Source organism: Nocardia sp. NBC_01377 (assembly GCF_045040005.1).
In the GTDB taxonomy this organism is placed as follows: Bacteria; Actinomycetota; Actinomycetes; order Mycobacteriales; family Mycobacteriaceae; genus Nocardia; species Nocardia noduli.
This window is the reverse complement of record NZ_CP109566.1, coordinates 8,782,447-8,795,107: the sequence shown is the minus strand read 5'-3', so window position 1 is coordinate 8,795,107 and position 12,661 is coordinate 8,782,447. Positions and strand designations below refer to the sequence as shown.

General features: G+C 66.8%; 15 protein-coding genes. 7 read left to right on the top strand and 8 right to left on the bottom strand.

All coding sequences use genetic code 11. The features are described from left to right. On the top strand, nucleotides 1-348 hold the full coding sequence (locus OG225_RS40155) for a hypothetical protein (protein WP_405179811.1): 348 nt from the start codon (nucleotides 1-3) through the stop codon (nucleotides 346-348). Here OG225_RS40155 and purE read toward each other — a convergent pair. Then, nucleotides 345-845 (bottom strand): 5-(carboxyamino)imidazole ribonucleotide mutase, encoded by a 501-nt coding sequence (gene purE / locus OG225_RS40150; protein ID WP_355089529.1) that lies wholly within the window; start codon nucleotides 843-845, stop codon nucleotides 345-347. The genes OG225_RS40155 and purE overlap by 4 nt on opposite strands. After that, on the bottom strand, nucleotides 838-2,058 hold the full coding sequence (locus OG225_RS40145) for a 5-(carboxyamino)imidazole ribonucleotide synthase (protein WP_405179810.1): 1,221 nt from the start codon (nucleotides 2,056-2,058) through the stop codon (nucleotides 838-840). Before OG225_RS40145 ends, purE begins: the two co-directional genes overlap by 8 nt. A gap of 39 nt (nucleotides 2,059-2,097) precedes the next feature. Here OG225_RS40145 and OG225_RS40140 point away from each other — a divergent pair, with 39 nt between their 5' ends. Beyond that, entirely contained in the window at nucleotides 2,098-2,640 is a 543-nt protein-coding gene (locus tag OG225_RS40140) for a GtrA family protein (RefSeq protein WP_216912859.1), read from the top strand. A 3-nt stretch (nucleotides 2,641-2,643) separates the two neighbouring features. Here OG225_RS40140 and OG225_RS40135 read toward each other — a convergent pair whose 3' ends face one another. From OG225_RS40135 to OG225_RS40125, 3 genes are all read right to left on the bottom strand, one after another. Further along, nucleotides 2,644-3,954 carry a HAMP domain-containing sensor histidine kinase gene (locus OG225_RS40135; RefSeq protein ID WP_109529242.1) on the bottom strand — a complete coding sequence of 437 codons (1,311 nt, stop codon included), beginning with the start codon at nucleotides 3,952-3,954 and terminating at the stop codon, nucleotides 2,644-2,646. A gap of 1 nt (nucleotide 3,955) precedes the next feature. Then, on the bottom strand, nucleotides 3,956-4,633 hold the full coding sequence (locus tag OG225_RS40130) for a response regulator transcription factor (RefSeq protein WP_109529243.1): 678 nt from the start codon (nucleotides 4,631-4,633) through the stop codon (nucleotides 3,956-3,958). Nucleotides 4,634-4,723: 90 nt separating this feature from the next. Further along, nucleotides 4,724-5,254 (bottom strand): PH domain-containing protein, encoded by a 531-nt coding sequence (locus OG225_RS40125; protein WP_405179809.1) that lies wholly within the window; start codon nucleotides 5,252-5,254, stop codon nucleotides 4,724-4,726. Nucleotides 5,255-5,446: 192 nt separating this feature from the next. Here OG225_RS40125 and OG225_RS40120 point away from each other — a divergent pair, with 192 nt between their 5' ends. Beyond that, complete coding sequence (locus OG225_RS40120) at nucleotides 5,447-6,400, top strand: acyl-ACP desaturase (protein ID WP_405179808.1); 954 nt, start codon at nucleotides 5,447-5,449, stop codon at nucleotides 6,398-6,400. A 70-nt stretch (nucleotides 6,401-6,470) separates the two neighbouring features. Here the strand turns inward: OG225_RS40120 and OG225_RS40115 are convergent, their stop codons facing one another. Beyond that, a complete protein-coding gene (locus tag OG225_RS40115; RefSeq protein ID WP_405179807.1) occupies nucleotides 6,471-7,298 on the bottom strand; it encodes a biotin--[acetyl-CoA-carboxylase] ligase in 828 nt (275 codons plus the stop codon). Continuing rightward, nucleotides 7,295-7,582: a hypothetical protein gene (locus OG225_RS40110; RefSeq protein ID WP_405179806.1), complete on the bottom strand. Its 288-nt coding sequence runs from the start codon at nucleotides 7,580-7,582 to the stop codon at nucleotides 7,295-7,297. Before OG225_RS40110 ends, OG225_RS40115 begins: the two co-directional genes overlap by 4 nt. Nucleotides 7,583-7,842: 260 nt before the next feature. Here OG225_RS40110 and OG225_RS40105 point away from each other — a divergent pair, with 260 nt between their 5' ends. From OG225_RS40105 to OG225_RS40095, 3 genes are all read left to right on the top strand, one after another. Continuing rightward, nucleotides 7,843-9,483: an acyl-CoA carboxylase subunit beta gene (locus OG225_RS40105; RefSeq protein WP_405179805.1), complete on the top strand. Its 1,641-nt coding sequence runs from the start codon at nucleotides 7,843-7,845 to the stop codon at nucleotides 9,481-9,483. A 149-nt stretch (nucleotides 9,484-9,632) separates the two neighbouring features. Further along, nucleotides 9,633-9,962 carry an acyl-CoA carboxylase subunit epsilon gene (locus tag OG225_RS40100; RefSeq protein WP_216912879.1) on the top strand — a complete coding sequence of 110 codons (330 nt, stop codon included), beginning with the start codon at nucleotides 9,633-9,635 and terminating at the stop codon, nucleotides 9,960-9,962. Between the two features lie 84 nt (nucleotides 9,963-10,046). Continuing rightward, nucleotides 10,047-10,700, top strand: a complete 654-nt coding sequence (locus OG225_RS40095) for a Maf family protein (RefSeq protein ID WP_405179804.1) — start codon at nucleotides 10,047-10,049, stop codon at nucleotides 10,698-10,700. Here OG225_RS40095 and OG225_RS40090 read toward each other — a convergent pair. After that, a complete protein-coding gene (locus tag OG225_RS40090; protein ID WP_405179803.1) occupies nucleotides 10,623-11,420 on the bottom strand; it encodes a helix-turn-helix transcriptional regulator in 798 nt (265 codons plus the stop codon). The genes OG225_RS40095 and OG225_RS40090 overlap by 78 nt on opposite strands. Before the next feature lie 169 nt (nucleotides 11,421-11,589). On the opposite strand from OG225_RS40090, the gene OG225_RS40085 reads away from it, so the two are divergent. Continuing rightward, nucleotides 11,590-12,495 (top strand): sulfurtransferase, encoded by a 906-nt coding sequence (locus OG225_RS40085; protein ID WP_405179802.1) that lies wholly within the window; start codon nucleotides 11,590-11,592, stop codon nucleotides 12,493-12,495. Nucleotides 12,496-12,661 lie beyond the last annotated feature (166 nt).

Sequence of the window (12,661 nt, the reverse complement as noted above, 5' to 3'; positions counted from 1 at the left end):
ATGGTCGACGGATACGAGCCATTGATCGAGGGTTTGACACTGCCCGACCCCGACGACCGACATGTGCTCGCCGCCGCCATCAAGATCGGCGCGCAGGTCATCGTCACCTCGAACCTGGCCGACTTCCCGAACGACATGCTGACCCCGTGGCACATCCAGGCCAAGAGCCCCGACGACTTCCTGCTCGATCAGATCGCACTGGACGACAGGGTCGTATGGGCGTGCGTTCAGCGGATCGCGGATTCTGGTCGCAACCCGCCCGAGAGCGTCGATGACGTGCTCGACGGACTGGAGAGCGCGGGACTGGTCGAATCCGTCGCCGCGCTCCGTGACGGGCGTCTCGGCTAGCCGAGGAGTTGGGCGCGCAGTGCGGCGTCCTTTTCCAGGACCATGGTTTCCAGGCTCGCTTGGAAGGTTTCCATGCGTTCGCGCAGGGCGGGGTCGGCGGTGCCGAGGATGCGGGCAGCGAGCAGGCCCGCGTTGCGGGCGCCGCCGATGGAGACGGTGGCGACCGGGACACCGGCGGGCATCTGGACGATGGACAGCAGGGAATCCATACCGTCGAGGTATTTGAGGGGGACGGGGACGCCGATCACCGGCAGGGGGGTGGCGGAGGCGACCATGCCGGGCAGGTGGGCCGCGCCGCCCGCGCCCGCGATGATCACCTTCAGACCGCGGCCTGCGGCGTCGCGGGCGTAGTCGAGCATGCGCTGCGGGGTGCGGTGCGCGGAGACCACGCCGACCTCGAACCGGATCCCGAACTCCGCCAACGCTTCCGCCGCGGCCTCCATCGTCGGCCAGTCGGAATCGCTGCCCATGATCAGGCCGACAAGTGGATTACTCATGCGGATCCCATCCGTCGGTCCATACCGCGTGCGACATCCAGTGCGCCGCCCGCTCTGCCTGCTCCCGCGCCACCGCGACGTCGTCGCCGAGCACGTTGACGTGCCCGATCTTGCGATCGCGGCGTTCGCCCTTGCCGTACATGTGCACCTTCGCCCGCGGCAATCGCGCGAACAGGTGGTGCAGTCGTTCGTCCATCGACATCCGCGGCGCCTCCGGCGCACCGAGGATATTCGCCATCACCGTCACCGGCGCGAGCGGTGCGGTATCGCCCAGCGGGTAGTCCAGCACGGCGCGCAGATGCTGTTCGAATTGGCCGGTCACCGCACCGTCCATCCCCCAGTGACCGGAATTGTGCGGACGCATCGCGAGCTCGTTGACCAGCAGTTCGCCGCCCTCGGTCTCGAACAGTTCGACCGCCATCACCCCGACGACGCCGAGTTCGCGCGCGAGATTCAACGCAAGCGTCTCGGCCGCCGCCCCCGACTCCTCTGCCAGGTCCGGCGCGGGCGCGATCACGACCGCGCACTGCCCGTTGCGCTGCACCGTCTCGACCACCGGCCAGGTCGCGGCCTGCCCGTAGGGCGAGCGGGCGACCATCGCCGACAGTTCGCGGCGCAACGCGACCTTGGCCTCGGCCAGCAACAGCACGCCGTTGGCCAATTGTTCGGTCACCAACGCCTCGGTCTGCGCGGCGGACTCGGGCATCCAGACACCGCGTCCGTCGTAACCGCCGCGCACGGCCTTGAGTACGAAGGGCCAGCCGTGCTCGTCACCGAAACGCACCGCGTCGGCGGGTTCGGTGACGGCGGTGAAGGCGGGAATCGGGACACCGAGTTCGGCCAGTTTCGCGCGCATGGCCAGTTTGTCCTGCGCGAAGACCAGGGCCCCCGGCGGCGGCGCGACATTGACCCCTTCGGCGACGAGCGCTTCCAGATGTTCGGTCGGCACGTGTTCGTGGTCGAAGGTCAACGCGTGCGAGCCGACGGCGACCTTGCGCAGCGCGGCGAGATCGTTGTGACTGCCGAGTACGACGTCGGAACTCACCTGGGCGGCCGGGTCGCCCGGGTTCTCGGCGAGCACGCGCAGGCATTGGCCTAGGGCGATCGCCGCCTGGTGGGTCATCCGCGCGAGCTGGCCGCCACCGACCATGGCGACGGTGGGCATCGAGGACGGATCGAAGGAACGGGGTGTCACGCTGATCAATCTTGTCATGTCAGGTGGCAATGATCGGTACCGGTACACTCGGCGCTTGTGTCATTCGTCGACGACGTGGTCAGCGTCCTCCCCCAGCCCCTCCGGGAGATCGCCTTCCGCCATCACGAGCTGATCAAATTCGCCATCGTCGGCGCCACCACTTTCATCATCGACAGCGGCATCTTCTACACGTTGAAGTGGACCGTCCTGGCCGAGAAACCGGTCACCGCCAAGATCATCTCCGGCGTCATCGCGGTCATCGCCTCCTATGTTCTCAATCGCGAGTGGTCGTTCAAGAACCGAGGCGGGCGCGAGAAGCATCACGAGGCGCTGCTGTTCTTCTTCGTCAGCGCCGTCGGTGTGATCCTGAGCAATATTCCGCTGTGGATCTCCAGTTATTGGCTCGACCTGCGCCAGCCCGACGTGAGTTTCGCCGTCGAGAACGTCGCCGATTTCATCAGCGCCTTCGTCATCGGCAATCTGCTCCAGATGGCGTTCCGGTTCTGGGCCATGCGCCGCTGGGTCTTCCCGGACGAGATGAGCGAGATCGTCGAGGAGTTCGAGGAACTGCTCGAGGAAGAACATCTCGACCGCAGCTGAGGACTAACGCGGTTCGGTCACGGTGCCGACGCCCTGCCGGTTCGGCGGGGACGCGCCGAGGAAGACCGCGAACAGCGCGGGTCTGCGCCGCTGCAATTCCAACCGGCCGCCGTCGGCTTCGATCAGGGCCCTGGCCAGCGCCAGCCCGACGCCGGTCGAACCGCCCGCCGAGAAGCCCCGGTCGAAGATGTGCGGAGCGAGTTCGTCGCGGATGCCGTCGCCCTCGTCGGCGACCTCGACGCACACCAGCGGTTCCCGAGCGTTCCCAGGCCGCACCGTCCGCACCGAGACGGTGCAGGTGCCGCCGCCGTGCATGAGGGCGTTGTCGACGAGTACCGCCGCCGCCTCGCGCAGCCGCGACGCGGTGATCGGCGCGCTCAGCGACTGGTCGCCGGTGAGTACCAGGGTCCGGCCCGCCTCGGTGAACGGATGTTTCCACTCCTCGACGACACCGCTCAGTTCGTCCATCACCGGAATCGGGTCGCGGTCGGCGGCGTCCTCGTCGCGAGAGGCGCGGACCAGGTCGTCGATGGCCTCGGTCAGCCGGTCGACCTGGGCCATCGCCTCCTCGGCCTCGTGCACCACCTCGGGATCGGAATGCGCGGACAATTCGTCGAGACGCAGTCGCACCGCGGTCAGTCTGCTGCGCAGTTGATGGGAGACATCGGCCACCAGCGCGTGTTCACGTTGCAGACGGCCCGCGATCTCCACGGTCGCGGAATCGAGCACATCGGAGACCCGGTCCAGTTCGGAGATGCCGTGCCTGCGCGGATCGGGACGGAAATCGCCCATGGCCAGGCGCGCGGCACGGGCGGCCACGTCCCGCAGCGGGTCGGCGACCCGGCGCGCGGTGACCACCGCGACCGCCGCCGCGGCGGCCAGCGAGACCAGCACCGCCAGCGCCACCACCGCGACGGCCTGGCGCTGCATCGCGTGCATCGGCGCGGCGGGGACCTCGAGTCGAAGCGACCCCGAAGTCCCCATCGACAGTGATTCCACCAGCGGATCGTCGACCTCGGCCACGCCGACATCCAGCCGCGAGGCATTGTCCTGCGGGGTCGGATAGACGACGGTGAGTTTGCCGTCCTTGGGCACGAGCGCGCCCACCGAACGGATGTCGAGACCGCCGCGCACCATGCCGTCCTGTTGTTCCTGGCTGATCACCTCGGTGGCGATGCGGTCGAGCCGGTCCTGCAGATCGTTGCGGGTGATGTCCTCCACCCACAACCAGGCGGTGTAGATGAGCGGCACGCCGAGCACCACCGTGGTGATGGTCAGCACGGTGAGCATGGAACGGAGAATTCTGCGACGCACGTCAGTCGGTGTTCAGCCGGAATCCGACACCGCGCACGGTGACGATGCGGCGTTCCGCCATCGGCCCCTCGTCGCCGATCTTGCGGCGCAACCACGACATATGCATATCCAAGGTCTTCGAACCGCGCAGTTCGGCGTCACCCCACACCTCGCGCAGGATGGTCTCGCGCGGCACCACCTGGCCCGCCCGGTCGATGAGCACCTTGAGCAGTTCGTATTCCTTGTTCGCGAGACCGATCTCGGCGCCGTTGACCAGCACCCGGCGCGCGGCCGGTTCCAGTCTGATTCCGCCGACCTCGACCGCCTCGTCACCGATACCGCTGCGCCGCAGCAATGCCCGCACCCGGGCCAGCAGTTCGGCGAGCCGGAACGGTTTTCCGACGTAGTCGTCGGCGCCCGCGTCCAGGCCGACCACGAAATCCACCTCGTCCGTGCGCGCGGTCAGCATCAGCACCGCCAGATCCGCGCCTCGGGCCCTGACCTGACGGCACACCTCGAGACCGTCCATGCCGGGCAGGCCGAGATCGAGGATCAGCAGATCGTGATTGCCCTCGAGGGCGCGGCGCAGCACGGCGGGGCCGAAACTCTCGACCGTGACGGAGTAGCCCTCCCGCCCCAGCGCCCGCGAGAGCGGCGCGGCGATGGCCTCGTCGTCTTCGGCAAGCAGTACGGCGGTCATGGTCCCAGATTACGGACAGCGGCGGTACCGGCGCGCACAACGGGCACGGCCATCGTGGAATCGACGCGCGTCACGACGCCCGAGGGATCATCAGTAGTCACCGTCCGGTATGCGGCTGCCGCGCCCCTGTTCCACCTCGAAGACCTGGTGGTACAGCATGGAGTGCACACCCTGCACGTCCGGGATGTCGTCGTATTCCAACGGCTCGTCGGACGAGGACGCGATGATCAGCGTGCCGGTGCCGAGCAGACGGTCGAACAACCCGTGCCGGAACTGGACGCTCGAGATGCGGTTCATCGGGATATCGATGCCCGAATGCGTCAACACGCCCTGGCGCACGAGCACGCGTCGCTCGGTCACGATGAAATGTGTCGACTTCCAGCTGACAACCGGTGCGACGCAACGCCATCCGAGAATGGCGAGCCACAGCACCAGCACCACGATCAGCAGGATCGACCTGGTCGGCGGATCGGTGGTCCGGTAGACGAATCCGCCGGCGAAGCCCGCGACCGCGGTGGCGACCAGCAATATCACCGCGGGCCAGAACAGCATTTTCCAATGCGGATGGCGATGGAGTATCAATTGCTCGTCCGGCGCGAGCACATCCTCCGGGTAACCCATGCCGGAACCCTACCGTGTGAAGATGCCCGAACGCCTGACACCGAACCATGGCGTGCTGCACAATCTTCAGCCGCGGGGGTTGAATTCGCCTGCCCGGCGACCGGGGCGCGAGGCACAGTGGTTTCTGCTCGATATTTCCTGCTCGACCGCTCGATCCGACCGACGAATGCCGAACCGACCGTGGAGGCGCGCGTGACCAAGGATCTGACCCAGCTCGAAATCCTGCGAGAACTGCAACCGGTGGCCGAAGAGAATCTGAATCGGCACCTGTCGATCGCCAAGGACTGGCATCCGCACGACTACGTGCCGTGGGACCAGGGCCGTAACTTCGCCGCGATGGGCGGTGTCGATTGGGCTCCCGAGCAGTCGGCGCTGAGCGAGATCGCCCGCGTCGCGATGATCACCAATCTGCTCACCGAGGACAATCTGCCCTCCTATCACCGCGAGATCGCCCACAACTTCTCCCAGGACGGCGCGTGGGGCACCTGGGTCGGCCGCTGGACCGCCGAGGAGAACAGGCACGGCATCGTGATGCGCGACTACCTGGTCGTCACCCGCGGGGTGGATCCGGTCGCGCTGGAACAGGCCAGGATGATCCACATGACCAACGGCGTGTCCGCGCCACCGAACTGGGGCGGTTTTCTGAGCAATGTCGCGTACGTGACGTTTCAGGAGTTGGCCACCAGGGTCAGTCACCGCAACACCGGGCGCGTCTGCGACGACCCCGTCGCCGACCGGATGCTCCAGCGCATCGCCGCCGACGAGAACCTGCACATGATCTTCTATCGCAACATCTGTGGCGCGGCGCTGGATCTGGTGCCCGACCAGGCGATGGTCGCCCTCAACTTGGTGCTCACCTTCTTCATCATGCCCGGTATGGGGATGCCGAACTTCCGGCGCAACGGCGTGCTCATGGCCAAACACGGCATCTACGACCTGCGCCAGCACCTCGACGAAGTGGTGCTTCCGGTGCTGAAGAAGTGGAATATCTTCGAACGCGCGGATTTCACCGAGCGCGGCGAACAAGCGCGCGACCAGCTGGGCGCGTTCGTGCAGAAATTGGAGCAGGACGCGTCACGGTTCGAGGAACAGCGGGACCGGATGTTCGCCAGGCAGGCCGCCCGCGGAGTCGGGCAGCCTGTCTGACAACGGATCGACTGCGCGCAGCGTGCCCGTCACCCGTATCGGGTGGGGGCACGTGACGCGTTGCGGGTGTTCAGTATTCGGCGCGCAAATGGGTGACGTCGCCCGCCGAGACCGCGCGATCGCCGATCACCACCCGCCCGCTGTGATCGACATCGATGGCGACACCGGTCAGAACCTCTCCTCCCGGCAGTTCCGCCCGCACCTCTTTACCGAGGGTCGCGCATCGTTCGCGGTAGGCGGCGGCCAACTCACCGACATCCCAACCCGAGTCGCGCCAGGCGATGAACCGGCGGGCGAATTCGCGCAGGATGCTCGCGGCCAACTCGGTGCGGTCGACGGTGGAAGCGCCCGCCAGTGTCAACGAGATCGCGTGCGGCACGGGCAGTTCCGCCTCGTCCAGGCTGACGTTGAGGCCGACGCCGATGACGACGACCGGGGCCTCGCCCGCGCCGGCGACCTCGGCGAGGATGCCCGCGACCTTACCTCCGCCGATCAGTACGTCGTTGGGCCATTTGAGATTCGCGTCGACTCCCGCGGTGCCGCGCAGCGCGTCGACCACCGCGACCCCGGTGAGCAACGGCAGCCAGCCGAGTACCGAGGGATCGATCCCGCTCGGGCGCACCAGCACCGACATCGCGATCTGCGCCCGTGGCGGGCTGACCCAGTTGCGGGCATGTCGCCCGCGTCCCGCTTCCTGCGCCTCGGCGATCAGCACGCTGTTGTCGGCGTCACCGCGACCGGCCCGCGCGATCAGATCGGCGTTGGTCGATCCGGTCGACTCCACCACGTCGACGCGGGAGTAGAACGGGAGCCGCGACGACTCGGCGACGCGACGACGCAGGAGTTCCGCGTCCAACGGTGGTCGATGCTGCGTCGATTCCGACGAGGGCGTGGTCACCAGGGGCACGCTACCGGCGTGCCCCCGATAACCCGGATCCACCCGACGAGATCGAACTCCCGCCCCGGAGCCGTGTTGTCCACAGCCGTGAGATATCGCGCGTTCATCGCGCATTCCGGTTCCGGGGCGATCCTCGCCGTATCGGAGGTGACCGCCACTTCGGTTTCCGACTCTGTTTCCCAGTACTCCGGGTCCGGAATCGTCGGTTTCGTCTCGATGGTCCGCCAACTGGTCCACGCCGCGGCGGTGGCGAATTCTGCGACCCTTCTTCCCCATTCCCACATGGTCCGGCTCCTCCCCAGAGCTGAAATTCGGACTACTCGACGGTATCCGGGACCGGGCCGCGCGCACCAGTGATTTTCACCGCCCGGGGACACCACGAACACTCGGATCTGTTGTGGGATCGCACAGTCTCGCGTGCGGACCGACCAGGGAATTCCGGGCCCCGGACCTGGGCGGAAACTGATCTAGCCGGGGTTTTTATACTGACAGGTAGCCGAGACTGGGTTACGGAGAAGTATCGGCTCTGGTTACACTCCGGACCATGACGAGTGTCCAGCAGCAGTCCGCCTCCGGTTCGGCGGACTCCCCCGATATCCACACCACCGCTGGGAAGCTGGCTGACCTGCGGAATCGGCTGGAAGAGGCGCAGCGCCCGATGGGTGAGGCCGCAGTCGACAAGGTACACGCGAAGGGCAAGATGACCGCGCGCGAGCGCATCCTCGCCCTGCTCGACGAGGGTTCCTTCGTCGAGCTCGACGCGCTGGCCCGCCACCGCTCCGTCAATTTCGGCCTGGACAGCAATCGCCCGCTCGGCGATGGTGTCGTCACCGGCTACGGCACCATCGACGGCCGCGACGTCTGCATCTTCAGCCAGGATGTCACCGTCTTCGGTGGCAGCCTCGGCGAGGTCTACGGCGAGAAGATCGTCAAGGTCATGGACCTGGCGCTCAAGACCGGCCGCCCGCTCGTCGGCATCAACGAGGGCGCGGGCGCGCGCATCCAGGAGGGCGTCGTCTCGCTCGGCCTGTACGGCGAGATCTTCCACCGCAACATCCAGGCCTCCGGCGTGATCCCGCAGATCTCGCTCATCATGGGCCCGGCCGCCGGTGGTCACGTCTACTCCCCCGCGCTCACCGACTTCGTGGTGATGGTCGACGGGACCAGCCAGATGTTCGTCACCGGCCCCGACGTCATCAAGACGGTCACCGGCGAGGACGTCACCATGGAGGATCTGGGCGGCGCGCACACCCACATGACCAAATCCGGTGTCGCGCACTACGTCGCCTCCGGCGAACAGGACGCCCTGGACTACGTCAAGGATCTGCTGTCCTACCTGCCGAGCAACAACCGCGCCGAAGCGCCGCGTCTGCCCGCCACCGACCCCATCAACGGGGCCATCGAGGATTCCCTCACCGACGAGGACCTCGAGCTGGACACGATCATCCCCGACTCGCCGAACCAGCCGTACGACATGCACGAGGTCATCCGGCGACTGCTCGACGACGACGAATTCCTCGAGGTCCAGGCCGAGCGCGCGATGAACATCATCGTCGGCTTCGGCCGGGTCGACGGCCGCAGTGTCGGCATCGTCGCCAACCAGCCGACCCAGTTCGCGGGCTGCCTCGATATCGACGCCTCGGAGAAGGCCGCGCGCTTCGTGCGCACCTGCGACGCGTTCAACATCCCGATCATCACCCTGGTCGACGTTCCCGGATTCCTGCCCGGTACCGGCCAGGAATACAACGGCATCATCCGGCGCGGGGCCAAGCTGCTCTACGCCTACGGCGAGGCCACTGTGGGCAAAATCACGATCATCACCCGCAAGGCCTACGGCGGCGCCTACGACGTCATGGGTTCCAAGCACATGGGCGCCGACGTGAACCTCGCCTGGCCCACCGCGCAGATCGCCGTCATGGGCGCTTCCGGCGCCGTCGGCTTCGTCTACCGCAAGCAGCTGCAAGAGGCCGCGAAGAGCGGAAACGACGTCGACGCGCTGCGTCTCGAGCTCCAGAACGAGTACGAGGACACCTTGGTGAACCCCTACGTCGCCGCCGAGCGCGGCTACGTGGACGCGGTCATCCCGCCGTCGCACACGCGCGGTCAGATCGTGTCGGCGCTGCGTCTGCTCGAGCGCAAGATGGTGACCCTGCCGCCCAAGAAGCACGGCAACATCCCGCTGTGATTGCGCGATACCCTCGGTAGGCCGCGCACACTTGTCGTAGATGATGCGATGAGTGGATCCGAGGATGACCATCACATCATCCGGAGACATCGAGCATGGGTGTACCGAGGGCTGGACGCCTGATCGAGGTAGAGAGAGGATCTGGCACTGTGACGACCGTGGCAGAAGAAGAACTGTTGACCACCGCCGAATTGGAGCTCACAGTCGACCCGATCGCGGAGGAGGTCGACGCGGTATCGGAGGCCACAGCGGCCGCCGACGGCGCGGGCGAGCAGCCGTTCATCCGCATCGTCAAGGGATCCCCCAGCGACGCCGAGATCGCCGCGCTGGTCTGTGTGTTCGCCGCCGCCGCGGCGAGCGGTGACGGGTCGGGCGCCGACCGTGGTCCGTCGGATGCCTGGGGTCGACCGACCCTGATGCACCGCGGCACGTCGCCGTTCTCCCCGTACGCCTTCCCACAGCTGTCACATCTGCGCTGACGTGACCGGGCGCGACGAGCGAACGCTCGAGGTCGTGCCCTTCCGGCACGCCGTGACCGAACCGCACGCCCCCGGGGCGCGGCCGTGACGCGATTCGTTCTCGCGTCCGCGTCCCCGGCGCGCCGGGAAGTACTCCGCTCGGCGGGTATCGAACCCGTCGTCCTCGTTTCCGACGTGGACGAGGACGCCGTCGCCGCCGCACTGCCGGAGGGGACACCGCCGCACCGGGTCGTCGTCGAATTGGCAAGGGCCAAAGCCGAATCCGTCGCGGCCGGATTCCTCGCCGCCGGAACGGGTGAACTCGGCGCGGACAGCGTCGTCGTCGGCTGCGATTCGATGCTGCTTGTCGACGGCGAACTCCAGGGCAAACCGCACACCCCCGAGATCGCGCGGACGCGCTGGGCCGTCATGGCGGGCCGCAGCGCCGATCTGATCACCGGCCATTGCGTACTGCGCTTACGGGACGGTGCGATCGTGGGTTCGGCGCTGGATTGCAGCGCCACCACCGTGCATTTCGGTAAACCCGAGCCCGAGGAACTGAACGCCTACATCGACAGCGGGGAACCGTTGCGGGTCGCGGGCGCGTTCACCCTCGACGGGCGCGGCGGCTGGTTCGTCGACCGGATCGACGGTGACCCGTCGAGTGTCATCGGTATCGGACTACCACTGCTTCGCCGCCTGCTTGGCGATGTCGGTGTCGGCATCGCGCAACTGTGGGCCGCCGGCACGCCCGGCTGAGGTCTGGGCCAGCGGCGGTTCGTTCAGCGGCGGGCCCTCGGCACGCCCCGGAGCCGCCGTATCGCGATTCTCCGGGGTGCGGCGCGCGGCCGTGAGTTCCAGGCGCACGACACACAGTTCCGGCTCCACGAAAGGCTGCAACCGCACGTTCACCGCGCCGCGCGAACCGTTGCGATCGAGTACTTCGTTGATGAGTCCGAGATGGACGCCGCAGACCACTTCGGAGTGGGTGCGCGCCAGATCGCGCAGCGGACACGCCGTCATCTTGATGAGCACCTGATCGTCGGGCTCACCCGACTGATCGCGTTCGGGCGCGAAGCCGAGTTCGGACAGCAGTGTCACGGTGACGTCCTTGGCGTCCTCCAGTGATTTCACGGGGTGATCGCCCGCGTCCAGTTTGGCGCCCCAGACCCGGCCCGCGGTGATGGCCGCCTCGGAACGACGTCGGGGATCGGGGCCGAGCTGGTCGGCGAGAACCTGGGACAATTCCTGATAACCGACAGATCGCTGGACGGCGCTGTAACCGATACGCGGACGGCCGCGACCGCGTGGCGGCTGCTGGAATTGCCTTACCAGGGATTCCTTGGTGAGGACATCGAGGTGAAATCGGACAGTGGTGACGTGCTGCCCGGTGACGCGAGCCAGTTCCTGGGCATCGAGAGGTTCGCTGGCGCCACGTAGGATCGCGAGCAGTCGACGTCGCGGCCAAGAATCGGACATAGCTCACCCCTCCTCCCGAGAGACTTTATCGGATGTGGGTGCGATTTATTCGCCCATTCAGCCGATTCGTGATCTGAAACGAGTTTCACTTTCGTCCCCACACTTACCATCGCCCTGCTACCCGAACCGCTGTCACCGCCCGTCTACCTCGCGTGAAGGACTCAACATCGTGCCCGTTGCTCCGGACCCACATCCCGCATTCGGTTCCTACGCACACCCACACCGACTAGTAACCACAGAGTGGCTGTCGGCAAACATAGGCACGCCGGGACTCAAGATCATCGAGTCCAACGAAGACATCCTTCTGTATGACATCGGCCACGTTCCCGGTGCGGTCAAGATCGACTGGCGGGGCGACCTGAGCGATCCGGTCGCCCGTGACTATATCGACGGCTCCCGATTCACCGAGCTGATGCGCGCGAAGGGAATCGAGCGCGAGGATACCGTGGTCATCTACGGAGACCGCAACAACGCGCAGGCGGCGCACACATTGTGGCTGTTCACGCTGTTCGGTCACCAGGATGTGCGGCTGCTCGACGGCGGACGCGAGAAATGGATCTCCGAGGAACGCGACACCACCTTCGAACCCGCCTATCCCGCCCGCGCCGAGTATCCGACGGTGCGCCGCGACGACACCTCGGCCCGCGCCTTCCGCGACGACGTGCTGCTCCACCTGGGCAAGCCGATCGTCGACGTGCGCTCGCCGGGCGAGTACTCGGGCGAGGCCGACCCCGAGCCCGGGGAGGCGGCGCTGCGCGGCGGGCATATCCCGACCGCGGTCAACATCCCGTGGACGCGGTCGACGACCACGCACAGCCGGTTCCGTTCCCGCGCGGAACTGGACGAGATCTACGAGCCGCTCGACGGCCGCGACGACGTCGTCGTCTACAGCCGCGTCGGCGAACGGTCGAGCCACAGCTGGTTCGTGCTCACCTATCTGCTCGGCTACGAGACGGTCCGCAATTACGACGGCTCCTGGGCCGAATGGGGCAACTCGGTACGATTACCGATCGCCACCGGCGAGCAGCCGGGCGAGGCGCCGGTCACCCCCGCGCGACGCAGCCGACAGCGTTAACACCGAAACCGGCCGGACCAGGGCGTATCTCACATCGGAAACAGCACTGTGATCCACGACCTACTGCCCAGTAGGTACATCCGGGTTCCGCGTCTGTTGACAGACTGCCTACACTCGCCCGAGACGTTAATTGTCGACCACGGGAAATGGAGCCTGCGCAGCAACC

What these genes read in the sequence shown, in the direction of transcription:
- OG225_RS40090 (WP_405179803.1), bottom strand. Translation starts at nt 11,420, where the DNA reads ATGTCCGATTCTTGGCCGCGACGTCGACTGCTCGCGATCCTACGTGGC.
- OG225_RS40110 (WP_405179806.1), bottom strand. Translation starts at nt 7,582, where the DNA reads ATGTGGGAATGGGGAAGAAGGGTCGCAGAATTCGCCACCGCCGCGGCG.
- OG225_RS40105 (WP_405179805.1), top strand. Translation starts at nt 7,843, where the DNA reads ATGACGAGTGTCCAGCAGCAGTCCGCCTCCGGTTCGGCGGACTCCCCC.
- OG225_RS40155 (WP_405179811.1), top strand. Translation starts at nt 1, where the DNA reads ATGGTCGACGGATACGAGCCATTGATCGAGGGTTTGACACTGCCCGAC.
- OG225_RS40145 (WP_405179810.1), bottom strand. Translation starts at nt 2,058, where the DNA reads ATGACAAGATTGATCAGCGTGACACCCCGTTCCTTCGATCCGTCCTCG.
- OG225_RS40125 (WP_405179809.1), bottom strand. Translation starts at nt 5,254, where the DNA reads ATGGGTTACCCGGAGGATGTGCTCGCGCCGGACGAGCAATTGATACTC.
- purE (WP_355089529.1), bottom strand. Translation starts at nt 845, where the DNA reads ATGAGTAATCCACTTGTCGGCCTGATCATGGGCAGCGATTCCGACTGG.
- OG225_RS40130 (WP_109529243.1), bottom strand. Translation starts at nt 4,633, where the DNA reads ATGACCGCCGTACTGCTTGCCGAAGACGACGAGGCCATCGCCGCGCCG.